8 protein-coding genes are annotated in these 20,908 nt (G+C 50.7%); 5 read left to right on the top strand and 3 right to left on the bottom strand.

All coding sequences use genetic code 11. The features are described 5' to 3' along the window. The first annotated feature begins 222 nt into the window (after positions 1 to 222). From SOHN41_RS06280 to pfaD, 5 genes are all read left to right on the top strand, one after another. Positions 223 to 1,053, top strand: a complete 831-nt coding sequence (locus tag SOHN41_RS06280; protein ID WP_007646731.1) for a helix-turn-helix domain-containing protein — start codon at positions 223 to 225, stop codon at positions 1,051 to 1,053. Next, the gene (locus SOHN41_RS06275; RefSeq protein WP_007646730.1) at positions 1,050 to 8,249 is read left to right on the top strand and encodes a type I polyketide synthase; all 7,200 of its coding nucleotides are present in this window, start codon (positions 1,050 to 1,052) and stop codon (positions 8,247 to 8,249) included. The genes SOHN41_RS06280 and SOHN41_RS06275 overlap by 4 nt, the downstream gene beginning before the upstream one ends. Next, complete coding sequence (locus SOHN41_RS06270; protein WP_007646729.1) at positions 8,246 to 10,534, top strand: PfaB family protein; 2,289 nt, start codon at positions 8,246 to 8,248, stop codon at positions 10,532 to 10,534. Before SOHN41_RS06275 ends, SOHN41_RS06270 begins: the two co-directional genes overlap by 4 nt. After that, a complete protein-coding gene (locus tag SOHN41_RS06265; RefSeq protein ID WP_007646727.1) occupies positions 10,531 to 16,446 on the top strand; it encodes a beta-ketoacyl synthase N-terminal-like domain-containing protein in 5,916 nt (1,971 codons plus the stop codon). The genes SOHN41_RS06270 and SOHN41_RS06265 overlap by 4 nt, the downstream gene beginning before the upstream one ends. A 118-nt stretch (positions 16,447 to 16,564) precedes the next feature. Further along, positions 16,565 to 18,211, top strand: a complete 1,647-nt coding sequence (gene pfaD, locus SOHN41_RS06260; protein ID WP_007646725.1) for an eicosapentaenoate synthase subunit PfaD — start codon at positions 16,565 to 16,567, stop codon at positions 18,209 to 18,211. Between the two features lie 531 nt (positions 18,212 to 18,742). On the opposite strand, the gene SOHN41_RS06255 is transcribed toward pfaD, so the two are convergent. From SOHN41_RS06255 to SOHN41_RS06245, 3 genes are all read right to left on the bottom strand, one after another. After that, on the bottom strand, positions 18,743 to 19,663 hold the full coding sequence (locus SOHN41_RS06255; RefSeq protein WP_007646723.1) for a TlpA family protein disulfide reductase: 921 nt from the start codon (positions 19,661 to 19,663) through the stop codon (positions 18,743 to 18,745). Positions 19,664 to 19,739: 76 nt separating this feature from the next. After that, the gene (locus tag SOHN41_RS06250; protein WP_007646718.1) at positions 19,740 to 20,219 is read right to left on the bottom strand and encodes a carboxymuconolactone decarboxylase family protein; all 480 of its coding nucleotides are present in this window, start codon (positions 20,217 to 20,219) and stop codon (positions 19,740 to 19,742) included. 52 nt (positions 20,220 to 20,271) lie between these two features. Next, positions 20,272 to 20,880: an FMN-dependent NADH-azoreductase gene (locus SOHN41_RS06245; RefSeq protein ID WP_007646716.1), complete on the bottom strand. Its 609-nt coding sequence runs from the start codon at positions 20,878 to 20,880 to the stop codon at positions 20,272 to 20,274. Between the last annotated feature and the right edge of the window lie 28 nt (positions 20,881 to 20,908).

The raw sequence follows: 20,908 nt of genomic DNA, 5'->3' as shown, positions 1-20,908 counted from the left end.
AAAAATAACATCCGCAGCCAATCGATTCGCTTTTCCAGTCCCAGATGATTGTATCGGCCGGAAACCTCAGGTAATCTGCATCCCCATTGTGTGACCCCAAAGCCTGTAATTCTGAATTAGCGAGCCACCGAACGAGAGCACCCTATAGTGCAACCCGCAAGAATGGCAACCAGTCCCGATAGATTATGCTGGATGATATTGATAAATGAGCACTAGCAGTTAATGAGTTCTAGCGCAGCAGATAAAAAGTCCTCCAAACAAACGAGGAGACACGGCAACGCCACCACTACGCCTGAGATGCGGCACTTTATTCAGCAATCTGATTTGAGTGTGAGCCAGCTTGCCAAAATTTTGAATATCACCGAGGCGACTGTGCGTAAATGGCGTAAGCGGGAGTCGATTGTTGACAGCCCAAATACCCCACACCATCTCAACACTACGCTCACACCGATGGAAGAATATGTGGTGGTGGGATTACGCTACCAACTCAGACTCACCTTAGATAGATTGCTCAACGTCACCCAAACTTACATCAATCCCAATGTGTCGCGCTCCGGCCTTGCCCGTTGCTTAAAGCGCTACGGCATATCGCGGCTCGATGAATTTGAAGCACCACAAGTACCCGAACGCTATTTTAATCAATTGCCTGTGACTCAAGGCAGCGATATCCAAACCTATACGGTCAATCCAGAAACCTTGGCCAAGGCGCTGGCCCTACCGAGTATCGACGGCGACACTGTGGTGCAAGTGGTGTCACTCACCATACCACCGCAACTCACCGAGCAAGCTCCAAGCTCTGTGCTATTAGGCATAGACACGGCAAGTGATTGGATTTATCTCGATATTTATCAAGACAGCAATACCCAAGCGACCAATAGATATATCGCCTATGTCCTCAGACATGGGCCGTTTCATTTACGAAAGTTGCTCGTTCGCAACTATCACACCTTCTTAGCCCGTTTTCCCGGTGCCCATGGCACTCCAAAGACAAGCGCGGCGGGATCCCAAAACAAGGTCACCGTGTCTAGGTCGACCCGTGGAGACTCTTTATGAGCCATACCCCTTCTGTACCTAATTCAGCAACTGAGTCAAAAAAAGATAAACGACTCAACAAACGTTTGAAAGATATGCCCGTTGCCATCGTCGGCATGGCCAGTATCTTCGCCAACTCACGTTATTTAAATAAATTTTGGGATTTAATCAGCGAAAAAATCGATGCCATCACTGACATCCCAGACACCCATTGGCGCGCCGAAGATTATTACGATGCAGACAAAAGCAAAGCCGATAAAAGCTACTGTAAACGCGGCGGTTTTTTGCCTGAAGTGGACTTCAACCCCATGGAATTCGGCCTGCCACCCAATATTCTTGAGCTGACAGATACCTCGCAACTACTGTCGCTGATTGTCGCCAAAGAAGTGCTCGCCGACGCCAATCTGCCCACCGATTACGATCGTGACCGTATCGGCATCACCCTAGGCGTGGGCGGTGGTCAAAAAATCAGTCAGAGCTTGAACTCACGCCTGCAATATCCTGTGCTTAAAAAAGTATTCAAAAGCAGCGGCCTGAGCGATGAAGACAGCGAAATGCTGATCAAAAAGTTCCAAGACCAATATATCCACTGGGAAGAAAACTCTTTCCCAGGATCCTTAGGCAACGTGATTGCAGGCCGTATCGCCAACCGATTTGATTTTGGCGGCATGAACTGCGTAGTCGATGCAGCCTGTGCAGGTTCGCTGGCCGCCATGCGTATGGCGCTGACTGAGCTGACCGAAGGTCGCAGCGACATGATGATCACCGGCGGCGTCTGTACCGACAACTCGCCGTCCATGTACATGAGCTTCTCAAAAACGCCCGCCTTCACCACTAACGAAACCATTCAGCCCTTTGATATCGATTCTAAGGGCATGATGATCGGCGAAGGTATCGGCATGGTCGCACTTAAGCGCCTTGAAGATGCCGAGCGCGATGGCGACCGAATTTATGCCGTGATCAAAGGCGTTGGCGCATCATCGGACGGTAAGTTTAAGAGTATTTATGCGCCGCGCCCCGAAGGCCAAGCCAAAGCATTGGAGCGCGCCTACGACGACGCGGGTTTTGCACCGCACAGCATTGGCTTAGTTGAAGCCCACGGCACTGGCACAGCCGCGGGTGATGTAGCTGAATTTAATGGCTTAAAATCGGTATTTGCCCAAGGTAACGACACCAATCAGCATATCGCATTAGGTTCTGTGAAATCCCAAGTGGGCCATACTAAATCCACTGCGGGCACTGCGGGGGTGATCAAAGCCGCGCTGGCACTGCACCACAAAGTATTGCCTGCGACCATTAACGTCAGTAAGCCCAATCCAAAACTGAATATCGAAAGCTCGCCATTCTATTTAAATACCGAAACTCGCCCTTGGCTGCAACGTACTGACGGTACGCCGCGCCGTGCTGGCATAAGCTCCTTTGGTTTTGGTGGCACTAACTTCCATCTCGTATTAGAAGAATACAAACCCGAGCACAGCCGCGATGAGCAATATCGTCAGCGCAGTGTGCCGCAGACACTATTGTTTGCCGCCGCCAATAAAGCCGCGCTACTTAGCGAGTTAAAAGCAGCGCTAAGCCAAAGCGTGAGTGCAAACGCCAATAAGAGCAGCGCTGCGAGCCTAAACGCTATCGCTCAGCAATATCCGCTGCGCCCGCTGGCAGACACAGATGCCCGTTTAGGTTTTGTGGCTAAGGATATCGCTCAGCTACAAGCCCAGTTAAATCAATCGATTGCACACTTAGAAACCAATGCAAGCGAGGCATGGCTGTTACCTTCTGGTATCAGCTACCGCTCCTATGCCTTAGTGGCTAAGAATGAATCAAAGAAAGTGGCCGCCCTGTTCGCCGGTCAAGGTTCACAGTACCTGAACATGGGCCGTGAACTCGCCTGCCATTTCCCTGAAATGCGCCAGCAAGTGATGGCCAGCGATAGGGTCTTTGCTCACCACGGCCAAACGCCGTTATCGAATATCCTTTACCCTATTCCGGCATTCGATGCCGATGCGGTTAAAGCCCAAGAAGCGGCACTGACCAATACCATGTTCGCCCAAAGCGCCATAGGTGCGGTCTCAATGGCGCAATATTCGCTATTAACTCAGGCAGGTTTTGCCCCCGATATGGTGGCGGGTCACAGCTTTGGTGAACTGTCAGCACTGTGCGCGGCGGGCGTGATTTCCAATGAGGATTACGTCGAGCTGGCCTTCGCCCGTGGACATGCCATGGCACAAGTGCCGAGCGATACCGCGAGTAAAGCGGTTGATTTAGGAACCATGTACGCCATCATTCTTAAGCAAAAGAATGATATCGATGCGCTCAATAGCTGTTTAGCCCAGTTTGATGGCGTTAAAATTGCCAACTACAACGCGCCGACGCAATTAGTCATCGCAGGTGGCACAGAGCAAACTCAGCTGGCCGCGAAAGCCATTAGCGAACTGGGCTTTAAAGCGATTGCCCTGCCCGTCTCTGGCGCGTTCCATACTCCCTTGGTTGGACACGCACAAAAACCCTTTGCCAAAGCCATTGATAAAGCTAAATTCAGCGCGCCTTCAATCGCACTTTATGCCAACGGCACGGGTCAATTGCATCCAAGCGATGGCAAAGCGATTAAAGCAGAATTTAAGCAACACATGCTGCAATCGGTTCGCTTTAGTGAACAACTGCAGGCCATGTATGACGCTGGCGCCCGGGTGTTTGTCGAGTTTGGCCCTAAAAACATACTGCAAAAGTTAGTTGAAAACACCTTAGGCGAACACTTAAATGAGCTTTGCCTTATCAGCATGAACCCGAATCCTAAGGGCGACAGTGACAGTCAATTGCGCTTAGCCGCGGTGCAATTAGCAGTAGCCGGTGTGGCGTTAACTGAGGTTGACCCCTATCAAGCCGTGACGTCACAGGAGATTGCCGAGCGTGAAGCACCATCAGCAATGAACATCAAACTCACTGCCACTAACCATATTAGTGCAGCGACCAAAGCTAAGATGGCCAAATCCCTCGCCACAGGCAGCGTGTCTAGCCAAGTGCAATATGTGGATCGCATCGTTGAAACCGTTGTCGAAAAAGAAGTCGAAAAAATCGTTGAGAAAGAAGTCATCGTCGAAAAAGTGGTTGAAAAAATAATAGAAGTGGAAGCAAATCAAGTGGCAACTGTTGAAATAAAACAAAAACTCCTAAGCGTTACGCAAGGCTTAAGTCATCACCAGCAACAAGCAACTGCGCCGTTGAGCCCAAGCACAGCAAGCGTCAGCGGCGATGCGTTAACGGCATTTTTCAGCGCACAATCTCAAGCGGCGCAGTTACATCAACAGTTTTTAGCCATCCCGCAGCAATATGGCGATACTTTCACGACACTGATGACAGAACAAGCCAAGATGGCAAGCCTTGGCATTGCAATCCCAGAAAGCCTGCAACGCTCAATGGAAATGTTCCACCAGCATCAAGCGCAAACCCTGCAAAGCCACGCCGAATTTATGCAACTGCAAAGCAGTAACAGCCAAGCGGCCTTGGCGATGTTAAACAATGCGCCGATTCACTTGACTCCAGCGGTTGCAAGTCAGCCACGAGCAACTGCATCAGCTCCTGCACCTGTTGCTCCTGCACCTGTTGCTCCAGCGCCTGTGGCTGCAACGCCTGTTGCTGCATCGACAGTGGCACACAATGCCGCACCAGTAGCGACTCAAGCTGTTGCGACGAGATCAGCAGTTAGCACACCTGTTGCACCTGTTGCACCTGTTGTGCAAACCGCTCCCGTTGCTTATGCGCCTGCGGTAACAGTACAAGTTGCGCCAGCAGCTCCTGCCGCTCCTGCATTAGTCATGCCTGCTGTAGTGATGCCAGAAGTGACACCTGTGGCAACAGCAACGAGCGGTTTAAGTGCTGAAAAAGTACAGCAAACAATGATGGCTGTGGTTGCCGATAAAACAGGCTACCCCACTGAAATGCTGGAACTTGGCATGGATATGGAAGCCGATTTAGGTATCGATTCCATCAAGCGGGTTGAAATCTTAGGCACAGTGCAAGATGAACTGCCGGGCTTACCTGAACTTAGCCCAGAAGATCTGGCCGAGTGTCGTACCTTAGGCGAAATCGTTGCCTATATGAACTCTAAGTTGCCAGCAGCGGGTTCCGTTGTAGTTTCTACAACAGCACAAGCTGCGCCTGCCGCCAACGGTTTAAGCGCTGCATTAGTTCAACAAACCATGATGGCTGTGGTCGCCGACAAGACGGGCTACCCCACTGAAATGCTGGAGCTTTCCATGGACATGGAAGCCGATCTCGGTATCGACTCCATCAAGCGCGTTGAAATCTTGGGTACAGTACAAGATGAACTACCGGGTTTACCTGAGCTCAATCCTGAAGATCTAGCCGAGTGTCGCACCCTAGGCGAAATCGTTAGCTATATGCAGAGTAAACTTGGGCAAAACGCGGTAAGCCAGAATGTCGCGCCAGTTAGCGCTGTCGTTCAGCCTGAGCCTGCTATCGATTTGCCACCCCATGATTTGCCACCCCATAGTGAGGTGGTGCTAAAAAAGTTGCCAGCGGCGGCTGAGCTAACGCAACAATCAGCGCAAGGTGAGTCGCAACAAGCTCTAACACGCGTTTTTGCTAAAGATGCCTGCATTATCATCGCAGATGATGGTCACAATGCCGGTGTACTTGCCGAGAAATTGTATGCTCAAGGTCTAACGGTTGCGGTTGTGCGCTCGCCAGAAAGCCTTGTAGCCAGTGCATCACCGCTCAATAGCCACATTGCCAGCTTCACCTTAGCGGCGATTGACGATGCCAGCATCAGTGCTGTGATTAATGAGATCAAAAGCTTAGGTACGGTTGCAGGCTTTATTCATCTGCAACCACAACATAAAACCTCAGCCGATGCGAAAGGTTTAGTGTTGTCCAGTGCCGCCAAAGCGTCGGTCGAACAAGCCTTCTTGTTCGCCAAGCACTTACAACCGCTTTTAACAACAGCAGCAACCGCCAATACTGACAGCAGCTTTATCAGCGTCAGTCGTATCGACGGTGGTTTTGGATATCTTAACCACAGCCAAATTGCCCGCAGCGAGTTAAACCAAGCGGCATTAGCAGGCCTGACGAAAACCTTGAGCCACGAGTGGCCAAGCGTGCATTGCCGCGCCTTAGATATCGCGCCAGCACTTGATGCCAAGCAACTGGCCAATGCAGTGATCGCTGAGCTCTTTGCAACCGATAACGTATTGGAAGTCGGTGTTAGCCAAGGCGCAGCCCAAGCACTTGAGCGTGTAACCTTAGTTGCTGGCAAGGCTGATACCCGCCACAGCGCGGCAAACTTGACCAGTACAGATAAAATCCTGGTGACTGGCGGCGCGAAAGGCGTGACCTTTGAATGTGCGCTAAGTTTAGCCAAACGCAGCAAGGCGCACTTTATCCTTGCTGGCAGAAGCAGCCGACAAGCCATTCCCGCTTGGGCACAGGGTAAAAATAACAGTGAACTCAAAGCCGCTGCCATTGCCCACATCCAAAGCTTGGGCGAGAAACCCACGCCAAAACAAGTGGATGCCTTAGTATGGCCAGTTCAAAGTAGCCTTGAGATTGCAGCCGCACTAGAAGCCTTTACCGTCGTGGGTGCCAGCGCCGAGTACTTAAGTCTCGATGTTAACAATCCAGAGGCGATCGCCAGCACTATAATGCCGATCTCCGAGTTATCGCCTATTACCGGCATTATCCATGGTGCGGGCGTACTCGCCGATAAACACATCCAAGACAAGACCTTAGATGAGTTAGCACGGGTGTATGGCACTAAGGTCACGGGCATTAGTAATCTCCTTGCCGCACTGGATTTAGATAAATTAAAACTGATTGCCCTGTTCTCTTCGGCGGCGGGTTTTTACGGTAATACCGGCCAAAGCGATTACGCTATGTCCAACGACATTCTCAATAAAGCCGCACTGCAACTGGCGCAGCAACTGCCCAATGCCAAAGTGATGAGCTTCGATTGGGGGCCGTGGGACGGCGGCATGGTGAATCCTGCGCTGAAAAAGATGTTTATCGATCGCGGTGTGTATGTGATCCCGTTAAAGGCGGGTGCTGAGTTATTTGCGAGCCAGTTACTGAGCAACACAGGCGCACAATTGCTGGTCGGTACTGATATGCAAGGCACAGCTCCAAGTGACGAGCAAGCAACACAAGGTAGCAATCTAAAAAAGCCTAAAGCGGATCTGACCACTGACTCGTCGGGTCCGCATGCTTTGGCATCAACACTTACTGCAATCGCTTTCACGCAAACAGTAAAACTGCAGCGCACACTAGACCCTAAGGCAATGATCTTTATTGAAGATCACTGCATTAATGGTAATCCCGTATTACCGACTGTGTGCGCAATTCAGTGGATGCGAGAAGCCGCCTTTGATCTGCTCAAGCAGCCTGTCAAAGTGCAAAGCTACAAGCTGTTGAAGGGCATAATCTTCGATGCTGTGACCTTAGAAAACGGTGCGTTAGAAAATAGCGCGCCCATCACACTAGAACTTGAGCTGGCACCGATGGCGATAACGGATAAAGCCGCGAAAGACACAGACGAGTGCTTGAGTAGACAATTCAGTGCCTTAATCAGCTTTGAAGGTCGTCCGCAATATCAGGCCATCCTAGTCGTTGATGACGCTATTGATGACGTGGCTAGTGATTACTTAGCCACTAACAGCAAAGCAATAGCCTTTGACGCGCAAAGTTTGGCGGGACTTTCTGCCATCACAACCGCGAGCAGCCTTTACAGCGACGGCACGCTTTTCCACGGCCCACGACTACAAGGTATTGAGTCTGTGGTGAAGTTTGACGATGCAAGCTTAGTCGCCAAGGTGAGCCTACCCCATGTTGCGTTAGCGGACTGCGGGAGTTTTGTGCCCAATCTGGCCTCTAAAGGCTCACAAGCCTTTGCGGAAGATTTGCTGCTGCAGGCGATGCTGGTGTGGGCGAGACTCAAATATGGCGCGGCGAGTTTGCCATCAAGCATTGGTGAGTTTATCTCCCATACTCCGTTTGCCTTTGGCGATAAAGGTTATCTAGTGCTCGAGGTGGTAAAACACTCAGGCCGTGCCCTTGAAGCCAATATCGCGCTGTATCATCAAGATGGCCGCTTAAGCTGCGGGATGAGCAACGCTAAAGTCACGATCAGCAAAAACCTTAACGGTGCATTCTTAGCCAATAAAGTTGCCAATAAAGCCATTGAAAGCGTGGAGGCAAAAGTCGAGTGAACTTAGCCAACCCTTTAGCAACGACAAATCGCGGCCAAGCTGACTCTTCGATTAAGGACAAGGCTATTGCTGACAAAAGCGCCAAGCCACTGCGTATTGCAGTGTTGCTTGGCGATGCGGTCAATCTTGACGCTCATTCAGCCCTTAAATTAGCGCAACTTGAAAGCGTTCAAATTTGCACCTTAGATGTCGACCTATCGACAACACATGAGCCGACGTCATTCACAACCTTATTGAGCCAAGCGGTGACGGCCATTGAGCAAGGCAAGCTGGTTGAACTGATATTCAATGATGCTAATCAGCCGCAGCCTTTGACTCAGTCGCTGTATTTGCTCGATGGTTTAAGCGCCGCCAAACTGCGTCTTCACGCCCACGCGTTTATTGCTGGCTTTGCCGCTGGCAATGAGACTACAGGTGGTTCGAATGCGGTTGTTGAAAATGCGGCGGCTGTTGCTAATGCGGCATTAGCGGCGGCAAAGCGCAATCCAGCACAAACCGTTCAGCACCGGCGAGTCGCCAACACACTCAACGAGGCATTTATTGCGCTGCGCCAAGGCGTAACCGCCATCGCCGCCCGAACACAAGCGCCGCTTAATGGTAAAGAAGGGGAAAATCAGCAAACGGGCTATTGGTTTAGCGGCCAACATCAAGCGCGGGTGTTGTGTCTAAATCTTGTAGCAAAGACGTCACATCAAGCGGATGAGTCTCGAAATCTAAACCAAAGCATTGTGCTGACCCAAGGCACACAAGTTATCGCGCCCAAAGCCCTTGTCGATGAAAACAGGCTGTTTGCGCCAATAAGTGGTGACAATATTGATTCACTCATCGCGCAACTATTGCAGCTAGTTACTCTAGAAAATGGTCCGGGCACACTGGAAAATAGCGCGGGCTTTCACGCTGACTTTCGCGCTGAGCAACTCAAACCTTGGTTTGAACGCTACGATGCCAACGCGCCTCTGGCATTAGTCTTGATGGCGGCATCGATTGACGATCTTAAACTTGAAGCTAAGGCCATGCTTACGGCGCTTGAAAATGATGCTATTCGTCATCATGGTCAACACTTTAAGACCCCAGCGGGCAGCTGCTTTACCGCTAAGCCGCTAGGGGATGCGGGGCTGACTTTCGTGTATCCCGGCGTTGGTACGGTTTACGCCAATATGTTCAATAACTTGCATGAGTATTTCCCCGCGCTGTATCACCAGCTAGAACGTGAAGGCGATTTAAGCGCCATGCTGCAATCATCGCTAATCTATGCGGCAGATGTTAAAACTGCAGCCAACATGAGCTTAAGCCAGCAAGCGATTAGTGGTGTGGGTGCCAGTTATCTATTCACTAAATTGCTCACCCAAGTCTTTAATATTAAGCCAAAAATGGCGCTCGGTTACTCAATGGGTGAAGCCGCCATGTGGGCCAGCCTAGATGTGTGGCAAACGCCCCATGCTATGATCAACGCCACCGAAAATAGCGATATTTTCAACCATGCCATTTCTGGCGAGCTAACCGCAGTGCGCCGAGCGTGGCAGCTTGCGGATGATGAAGCCATAGTGTGGAACAGCTTTGTGGTGCGCGCTGATAGCCATGAAATCAAGGCATTATTGCCAGAGTTTCCTCGTGCCTACTTAGCCATCACCCAAGGTGATACTTGCGTCATAGCAGGCTGCGAAACAAGCTGTAAAGCCCTGCTTGCCACGTTAGGCAAACGCGGCATTGCCGCCAATCGCGTCACGGCGATGCATACCGCGCCCGCCATGTTAGTTCACGGGCAAGTACAAGATTTTTATACTCAAGCGCTAAAACCTGAGGTGCTAAAACCTGAGGCACTGGAACCTGAGGCGCTGGAACCTGAGGTGCTAAAAGCGGCGGCGCAAGATCTGCCTATTCGCTTTATCAGCGCAGCGCAAACTGCGCCAGTCACCGTTGATAGCACAAGCATCGGCCGCGCGATTGCCGATACCTTTTGTTCGCCACTCGACTTTAGTGCACTCATTCAAAATGCCACCGAGCAAGGCGCAAGGCTGTTTGTCGAAGTGGGCGCCGATAGGCAAACCAGCACACTTATCGATAAAATTAGCCACGTCCATGCAGGCCAAAGCACTGCGAACGAGGCAACAGCCGCCATTGCTTGCAATGCCAAGGGTGCCGATGCTATCACCAGCTTACTCAAGTGTTTAGCTCAGCTGATAAGCCACAGAGTACCGCTGTCGCTCGCGCCGCTTATTCAGCCCTTAAGTGCTAACGCAGCCCCTTTATCATCAGCAGTATCACAACAAGGAGAACCCCAGTGAGTTCTCAGCATTCCCCTAGGATTGATAACACTAGCGTGACTATGATTTCGTCAAACCGCGCGTCAAAAATTGCGATTGTCGGTCTTGCGACTCAGTATCCTGACGCCGATAATCCCCACACCTTCTGGCAAAATTTGCTGGATAAAAAAGACTCGCGCAGCCAAATCAGCCGCGAAAAGCTCAATGCTAATCCCGCCGATTACCAAGGTGTGCAGGGCCAGTCTGATCGCTTTTACTGTGATAAAGGCGGCTATATCCAACACTTCCAGTTTGATGCCAAGGGTTATCAACTGCCTGAGTCCGCCTTTGATGGTTTAGATGAAAGCTTTTTATGGGCACTCGATTGCAGTCGCAAAGCCCTGCAAGACGCAGGGATTGCCCCAAGCGATGCCGTGCTGGCGCGCACAGGTATCGTAATGGGAACCTTGTCGTTCCCCACGGCTCGCTCCAACGAATTATTTTTGCCTCTGTATCATCAAACCGTTGAAAAGGCGCTGCAAAACAAACTTAACCAAAGCGCATTTCAGCTGGCTGATTTTAACCAACCTTACGCTGATAAAGCATTAGACGGCGAGCAAGCATTAAACCTTGCCAATGGCGCCGTTGCCCACACAGCCTCAAAGCTAGTCAGCGATGCACTCGGTTTAGGTGGCACCCAGTTAAGTCTGGACGCAGCCTGTGCTAGCTCGGTTTATGCGCTCAAACTTGCCTGCGATTACCTGACCACAGGCAAGGCAGATATGATGCTAGCGGGCGCAGTATCGGGCGCAGATCCCTTCTTTATCAACATGGGATTCTCGATTTTCCACGCCTATCCAGATCATGGTATCTCTGCGCCCTTTGATCGCAACAGCAAGGGCTTATTCGCCGGAGAAGGCGCAGGGGTTTTAGTCTTAAAACGCTTGGAGGATGCAGAGCGCGATGCCGATAACATCTATGCCGTCGTCAGCGGTATTGGTTTGTCCAACGACGGTAAAGGCCAATTTGTATTAAGCCCCAACAGCAAGGGCCAAGTGCAAGCCTTCGAGCGCGCCTACAGTGCCGCAAACACACAGCCCGCCAATATTGAAGTGATTGAATGCCATGCCACGGGCACGCCGCTTGGGGATAAGGTCGAACTCGCCTCGATGGAGCGCTTCTTCGAGGACAAACTCGCGGGCTCTGCAGTGCCGCTGATCGGTTCGGCAAAATCCAACTTAGGCCATTTACTCACGGCCGCTGGCATGCCGGGGATCATGAAGATGATTTTTGCCATGCGCTCGGGCCGCTTGCCGCCAAGTATTAACTTATCGGCGCCGATATCCTCGCCTAAGGGCTTGTTTAGCGCTAAAAATCTGCCGACAGAGATGCATGCTTGGCCCGATAAAGCCGGCAATGACCGCCGCCACGCGGGGGTTTCCGTGTTTGGTTTTGGCGGCTGTAACGCGCATTTGTTGCTGGAATCCTATGCTGCCAATACAAACAAGAAGAATGAACAAGCCGCAGCCGCTGTAAGTTACCAGCACACGCCATTAAATATCATTGGCTTAGCATCACACTTCGGCCCTTTATCCTCGATTAATGCACTGGATAATACGCTAAGTGCAAAGAAGAATGCCTTTATCCCGCTGCCCGCTAAACGTTGGAAAGGCTTAGATAAACATCCTGACATCTTAGCTAACTTTGGCTTGCCTTCTGTCCCCCAAGGCGCCTATATCGACCAGTTCGATTTTGACTTCCTGCGCTTTAAAGTGCCGCCCAATGAGGATGATCGCCTGATCTCCCAGCAACTGCTGCTGATCAAAGTGGCCGATGAAGCGATCCGTGATGCCAACCTTAAGCCCGGCGGCAAGGTGGCCGTATTAGTGGCGATGGAAACAGAGCTTGAGCTGCACCAGTTCCGTGGCCGAGTGAATCTGCACACGCAACTGGCAGATAGTCTTCAAAAACAAGGGATAACACTCACACAAGCCGAGTATCTCGCCCTTGAAAAAATCGCCATGGACAGTGTGCTCGATGCCGCCAAACTGAACCAATACACCAGTTTTATTGGCAATATCATGGCGTCACGCATCGCATCCCTTTGGGACTTTAACGGCCCAGCCTTTACCATTTCGGCGGCAGAGCTTTCAGTCGCCCGCTGTATCGATGTGGCGGAAAACCTATTATCCCAAGAATCCTTAGATGCCGTGGTGATCGCCGCCGTCGATTTAAGTGGCAGTCTAGAGCAAGTGATCCTCAAGAACGCCGTATCGCCAGTGGCATTGAATGCGACGGACGCTGGCTGGAAAGTCGGTGAAGGTGCCGGCGCACTGGTACTCACTGCTGAAAATTCAAATACTAATGTTCTACTTAATGATGCCAATAGCAACAGTTATGGTCACATCAGCGGCCAAGTGTTTGGCGCTATGTGTGACATACAAGGTCACAGCAACACAGCGCGCATTTGCGATGACTTGTTAACCCAGGCCAAGGTGAATAGCAGCCAGATTAGCTTGATTGAAACCAGTATTGCGGTTGAGCAACTCAGCGGTCCAGCGCTGGTACTCAATACGCTGCTGCCGAGTGTCAGCCAGCGCAGCCAAGCCGCTGATACCATTGGCCACAACTTTGCCGCCGCGGGAATGGCGAGTATTTTGAGCGCGCTGCTTCAGTTAAAAAATCAAGTTCAGCTTAAAACTCAAGCGCAGCACGCGCTCGTTGCCACGTTTAGCCAAGGGAAATGTTCACAGTTATTGCTTAGCCAAAGCACCACGCAAGCACAGAGTTTGCAGCAAAGGCTTGAACAAGACTTAACGCTTTCTGAGCAAAAACACTTAATAAAACAAGTGACACTCGGAGGCCGCGATATCTATCAGCATATCCTAGATACGCCGTTGGCAGATCTAGATGCAATACAACAAAAAGCCCGAGCCATGACAGCACTGCCAGTGCGCAGCCAACGCAAGCATTTAGCCAAAATAGCGAGCAAAGATATTAATCGCTTCGCAACAAGCAGCCCAACCACGGCTCTACTAAAAGAGACATTAAGCAGCATGCCAATGAATGCCCAAAGCACGCCCAATGACAACGCCGCTCAAGCAGAGCTAAAAGACGCTGCATTTTTAAACAATCAGCAACTCGCCCGTGAAGCCCATTTAGCCTTTTTGCAAAGTCGCGCTGAAGGACTGAAACTGGCCGATGCCTTGATGAAAGCCCAGCTTAAGGGCGAACTGACATCGATTGGCCACGCTGCGCCGGCGGAGCATAATGTCGCTTTAGCACCAACTGTAGCAACAAAGCCAAGCCCAACAGCGCTTTATCCAAACCATGCAAAGGTGCCGCAGTACACGCCACCAACGCCGATAAACAAGCCTTGTATTTGGGATTATGCGGATTTAGTCGAGTACGCCGAAGGGGATATCGCTAAGGTATTTGGCCAAGATTACGCCATTATCGACAGCTATTCGCGCCGTGTGCGCCTGCCAACCACGGACTATTTGCTGGTATCTCGGGTAACGAAATTAAACGCCCAGATGAACCAATATCAGCCTTGCACTATGACCACGGAATACGACATTCCTGTGGACGCGCCGTATTTGGTCGATGGTCAAATCCCCTGGGCCGTAGCCGTTGAATCGGGTCAATGCGACTTAATGCTGATCAGCTACTTAGGTATCGACTTTGAAAACAAGGGCGAGCGCGTTTATCGCCTACTCGATTGCACCCTGACCTTCCTTGGCGACTTACCGCGCGGTGGCGACACCCTGCGCTACGATATTTCCATCAATCACTTTGCCCGCAATGGCGATACCTTGTTGTTCTTCTTCTCCTACGAATGTTTCGTGGGCGACAAGCTGATCCTGAAAATGGATGGCGGCTGCGCCGGTTTCTTCACCGATAAAGAACTAGCGGACGGCAAGGGCGTGATTCACACCGAAGCCGAAATCAAAGCGCGCAACCTTGCCTTGAACAATCCGAATAAGCCGCGCTTTAATCCGTTACTTGACTGCGCGCAAAACCAATTTGATTACAGCCAAATCCATAAACTGCTCGGCGCCGATATCGGTGGCTGTTTTGGCGGCGCTCATGCGGCGCATCAAGCCCAATATGGTTTGCAGCCCTCATTATGTTTTGCCTCGGAAAAATTCCTGATGATTGAACAGGTCAGTCATCTTGAGGTGCACGGCGGCGCGTGGGGCTTAGGCTCAGTTCAAGGCCATAAGCAACTTGAGGCCGACCATTGGTATTTCCCGTGTCATTTCAAGGGCGACCAAGTGATGGCGGGGTCATTAATGGCCGAAGGCTGTGGTCAATTACTGCAATTCTTCATGCTGCATATTGGCATGCACCTCGGTGTTAAAGATGGTCGTTTCCAACCGTTAGAAAACGCCTCACAAAAAGTGCGCTGTCGCGGTCAAGTCTTACCGCAATCTGGCCTGCTCACCTATCGCATGGAAATCACCGAAATTGGTATGAGCCCGCGCCCCTATGCTAAGGCGAATATCGATATTCTGCTCAATGGCAAAGTGGTGGTGGACTTCCAAAACCTTGGGGTGATGATCAAAGAAGAAGCCGAATGCACCCGCTACCTTGCGGATAATCATGCCAGCACAGCTAACAATACGACTAAAAATGTAGCTAAAAAAACTGCTTCGGCTGCGCCGCTGGTTTCGACAACAGTCGCATCGTTCGCCGCGCCGCAGATGGCACAATTGCCTGATTTAACCGCGCTAACCAACAAAGGCGTAGTGCCGCTTAAGCATGTACCTGCGCCGATTGCGCCAGCGGATTCAAAGTACGCCAACCGCGTGCCCGATACCCTGCCGTTCACGCCATACCACATGTTCGAATTTGCCACGGGCGACATCGAAAACTGCTTCGGCCCCGATTTCAGCATCTATCGCGGCCTTATTCCACCGCGCACGCCTTGCGGTGATTTACAGCTTACCACCCGCGTCATTGCGATTGACGGCAAACGCGGCGAACTGAAAAAGCCATCATCTTGCATCGCCGAATACGAAGTGCCAGCAAACGCTTGGTATTACAGTAAAAATAGCCATCACGCCGTGATGCCCTATTCCGTGCTGATGGAGATATCACTGCAGCCAAACGGCTTTATCTCAGGCTATATGGGCACCACCTTGGGCTTCCCCGGCCAAGAGCTGTTTTTCCGTAACTTAGACGGTAGCGGTAAGCTGCTGCGCCATGTGGATTTACGCGGCAAAACCATAGTGAACGACTCCCGTCTGTTATCGACTGTGATTGCCGGCAGCAACATCATCCAGAATTTCAGTTTTGAATTAAGCTGCGATGGTGAGCCTTTCTACCAAGGTAAAGCGGTATTTGGTTACTTCAAGGGCGATGCACTGAAAAACCAACTCGGCATAGACAACGGCAAGACAACTCAGCCTTGGCATGTGCAAAATGGCATAGCGGCCGACAGCCAAATCAATCTGTTAGATAAACAGCATCGCAGCTTTAACGCCCCAGAAGGCAAGCCACATTACCGTTTAGCGGGCGGTCAACTTAACTTTATCGACAAGGCCGAAATCGTGAAAGCCGGCGGTAAAGCGGGCCTTGGCTATTTATACGCCGAGCGCACCATTGACCCGAGTGATTGGTTCTTCCAATTCCACTTCCATCAAGATCCGGTCATGCCAGGCTCCTTAGGGGTTGAAGCCATTATCGAGCTGATGCAAACCTATGCGATTGACCAAGACCTTGGTGCGGGCTTTAACAGCCCTAAATTTGGGCAGATTTTATCGGATATCAAATGGAAGTATCGCGGCCAAATTAACCCATTAAACAAACAGATGTCGCTGGATGTGCACATTACCAGCGTGACAGACGACAATGGCAAACGCATCATTATGGGCGACGCCAACTTGAGTAAAGATGGCCTGCGGATTTATGAAGTTAAAGATATCGCCATCTGTATTGAAGAAGCTTAATGCGGTAAATTCTTTTTATTGAATAACTTAAAAATAATCCTGCCGCTGCGTTGGCTTTTACACCCGAACGTTTTACCCAGGTAAAAGCAACGCAGCGGCAATAAAAACGAGACCCAAGATGACGAGCCATACCCTAGATCAATTCAATAGCAATAACGAAAAATTCAGCCCTTGGCCGTGGCAAGTCAACGATGCACAGTTGAGCTTTGATATCGACTCATTAGGCAAAAAACTCAAAGATTTAAGCCAAGCCTGCTACTTAGTGAATCACAGCGAAAAAGGCTTAGGCATAGCGCAAGTTGCCGAAGTGACCACAAATGACAGCCAAGCACCACTTGGCTTACACCCCGTCAGTGCCTTTGCGCCCGCCCTTGGTACCCAAAGTTTAGGTGACAGTAATTTTCGCCGCGTCCATGGGGTTAAATACGCTTATTACGCCGGTGCTATGGCTAACGGTATTGCCTCTGAAGAGCTGGTTATCGCGCTCGGCCAAGCGGGCATTTTGTGCTCATTTGGCGCGGCGGGGTTAATTCCATCCCGCGTTGAAGCGGCCATTACCCGCATCCAAGCGGCGCTGCCCAATGGTCCCTACGCCTTTAACTTAATTCACAGCCCGAGTGAACCCGCATTAGAGCGCGGCAGCGTCGAGCTGTTTTTAAAACATAAAGTGCGCACGGTCGAAGCCTCGGCCTTTTTAGGTTTAACGCCACAAATCGTCTATTACCGCGCGGCGGGGTTGAGCCGTGACGAACATGGCGAGATAGTTATTGGCAATAAAGTCATCGCAAAAATCAGCCGCACCGAAGTCGCGACTAAGTTTATGGAGCCGGCACCTGCCAAAATCCTCCAGCAATTAGTGACTGAAGGCCTTATCAGCCAAGATCAAATGGCGATGGCGCAACTCGTGCCAATGGCGGATGACATCACGGCTGAAGCCGACTCAGGCGGCCATACCGACAATCGTCCCTTGGTCACGCTATTGCCGACAATTTTGGCGCTCAAAGATGAAATCCAAGCTAAGTACCAATACAAGACGCCCATCCGCGTGGGCGCAGGCGGCGGCGTCGGTACTCCCGATGCAGCGCTAGCCACCTTCAACATGGGTGCGGCTTATATAGTCACAGGTTCAATCAACCAAGCGTGTGTGGAGGCGGGCGCGAGCGAGCACACCCGTAAGTTACTCGCCACCACAGAAATGGCCGATGTGACTATGGCGCCTGCCGCCGATATGTTCGAAATGGGCGTGAAATTACAAGTGGTTAAGCGCGGTACCCTGTTCCCGATGCGCGCCAATAAGCTGTATGAGATCTACACCCGTTACGATTCGATTGATGCCATCCCTGCGGATGAGCGTAAAAAGCTCGAAGAGCAAGTGTTCCGCGCATCACTCGATGATATTTGGGCAGGCACAGTCGCCCACTTTAACGAGCGCGATCCTAAACAAATCGAGCGCGCACTGGATAATCCAAAACGTAAGATGGCGTTGATTTTCCGCTGGTATTTAGGTTTATCGAGCCGCTGGTCAAACACAGGTGAAGTCGGCCGCGAAATGGATTACCAAATCTGGGCAGGCCCAGCCCTAGGCGCATTTAACGCCTGGGCCAAAGGCAGTTATTTAGATGATTACCGCGAGCGCAATGCGGTCGATTTAGCCAAACATTTAATGGTGGGCGCAGCATATCAATCCCGCATTAACCTGCTGTTATCCCAAGGGGTGAGCATTCCGGTTAGCCTGCAACGCTGGAAACCACTGCAACGCTGCTAGTCCCTTTTGATCAAAGCCTATCGAGCAGGTGAAGGAAAACTTAACCTGCTCGTTTTTTGGGTTCAATTTTTGGTTCAGTTTCTGCTCGGCACTGTCACGTCAGTGGCACGCCGTAAACCCATCCTTGGGGGCTCAACGGAAAAATCCCTTTTCCCGATGGCCACTAGCGCGACAGTTCTCGTCTGCAAACTATTGAATAAATGATGCCTAATTTAACAATGAGTCTGATTAAATCTTCTTCAAGACTTATCTGATTTCTGCGAGAACGGATCTTTGTTTAATATTCAACCAAAACATAGTCAGAGGTTAACTGTTACGCCATTTTAGGTTGGGTGTCCAAGCAACACACATTAGAAGAATCGACTGGGTGAAATACTTGCGGGGAGTGACTTAGTTTCCAGTCACGCCCACGAGTCGATTTAGTCACAGGTAAGCGACCCCAGAAAGACCTCTATTGTCTGGCAACACCCACAGCTAATCGCTGCTACATGCTTTCAGCATGTGAACATTTCTTAATCTGTGGATCGTTGTTTAATTTGTTGATAGCTGCTTAATCACGACATCCTGATTGCTAAAATCGCTAATACGAGCCGTGACCTTGCCATCTTTGACTCTGATCAACATAGGGATGCTCCTGATATTAAACTCAGTAAACAGAGCACCGGCGGTATCTATGCTAAACGGCACCTGCATGTGATAAAGCTGATTGAACTCTGCCAGCGCCTGCTCGTCGGTCCATAGATGATTAACAAACCCATGCCAAGGTGTGTTTGGCAACCGCTGCTGCAAACCGTTTAAACCGTCCTGCACTTGCTTGCATTGCTGTGCCATCGCAGGCCTAGAGTCGAGTAGATACCAGTCGCACCACGTCGCGGTGAAAAACAGCAAGTGTTCCCCTTTCTGCCACGGCGCCAGCAGCGCCTGCATCCGTTCGCCATCAATGGCATCTGTGGTTGCAGAGCTCAGCTGCGAACCTTTAGCTAACATGCTTAGAAAGCGGTCAAGATTGGCATCAGACTCGTGGGTGGTGTACACCACCTCACCTTCACTATTTAGCAGCACGCTATAGGGTGTGCCAACAAGTCCGAGTGCTAGCCCCAGCTGGCCCTCGTTATCTAGCAACACTGGCATGCTCAGGCCAAAGCGGGCGATAACCTCATCGATTTTTGCGCGTTCTTCATTGATGTTAATGTTGACCGCAACAAAGTCCACCTTGTCTTTAAATTTCTGTTGTAACTCCTCGAAATGCGGCATCTGTTGCATACAGGGTTGACACCATGTCGCCCAGAATTTGATATAAGTTGGTTTACCTGAATCTCGGCTGCCAAAGGTGACAGTATCCGCACTGCCTAACTGCCCCAGTTGAACTTCGCGGTAATTCAGTTGCTGCGCCTGTACTGGCCAACAGAGTAACAGCACAATCAATGCACCTAAGCATTTAAAAATATTCATCTTATCTCCATCTAAAAACGTCCTTTCAGCAGCAGAGAAACGACCTTGTGGCCGCCCTTGCCACTGTAACTTTAGCCTAGTTCAGACCAGCCTTACTCAGGCCAAAGGCGGCATCTGCTGACCCCGGCTCCGCCAGCGACAAAATCTGCAACCGATTCCACACATTAATGATGCCTATCAGGTAACACAGCTCTGAGAGCTCTACCTCACTAAAATGTTCAAGAGTCGAATGATACAACTCATCACTCACACCTGAATCTGACAATTTAGTCAGCGCTTCGGTCAGTGCCAGTGCCGCTTTCTCTTTGGCGGTAAACAGCGGCGACTCGCGCCAAATAGCCACATGATACAAACGCAGTTCACGTTCGCCTTTTATTTTTGCCTGCTTCACATGCATGTCTAAACAGAAAGCACACGCGTTTAGTTGCGAGGCGCGGATATCGATCAGACTCTTAATCAAGGGCTCTATCGATGTCTTATAGCCAGCCATAGAGGCCTCACTCAGTGCCTGAGTTAGCTTAGGGGCGGTAACGAAATGGTTCACTCTATTGCTCATGATCTTATCCTCTAATACTAGATTTGGGTGAAGGCTTGGGTTATCAAAATACTTACAATTCGAGTCGCTCAACGGCTTGCAGTGCAGCGGGTAAGGCGGTTTCACGACTCGATGGGTCGTGAGTGCCATCGACTCGGATAACGGTCAAATCGGTAATACCGATATAGGCCAATGCAGTTCGAATATAGAGTGTGAAATGATCATCCTGGACAAAAGGGCCGCTAGAAAACACACTGCCGCTGGATACCACCAAATAGACCTTCTTGTTCGGCACAAGTCCGACCTTAGTACCTCGCTCAGTAAAGCCAAAAGTGCGCCCCGCACGAGTGATATGGTCAAACCAAGCTTTCAACACTGATGGCAGGCCTAAGTTCCATATAGGGGAGGACAAGAGCAACACATCACAATCGAGCAGCATATCGACCATGTTGTCAGACAATTGCACCGCCTGTTGTTGCGCCGGCGTGCGTTGTGCAGGTTGAGTCAGAAAGGCACCTGTAGTCAGTTCATCCAGATGCGGTAATGGCTGCTGCGACAAGTCGAGCAGGGTTTCCTGTAGCTGCGGAAAACGGCTTTTAAGCCGAACCAACAAGCGCGCAGAGACTTTCCTCGATGATGAACCCTCGATATTAGGGCTGATGGTAAGATGTAACAGCTTCATGGGAGTATCCAATGCGCCGCAGCGGCGC

The organism is Shewanella sp. HN-41 (assembly GCF_000217915.1).
Classification (GTDB): domain Bacteria; phylum Pseudomonadota; class Gammaproteobacteria; order Enterobacterales; family Shewanellaceae; genus Shewanella.
Note: the sequence above shows the minus strand (reverse complement) of the source record. Positions and strands in the feature narration are given on the sequence as shown.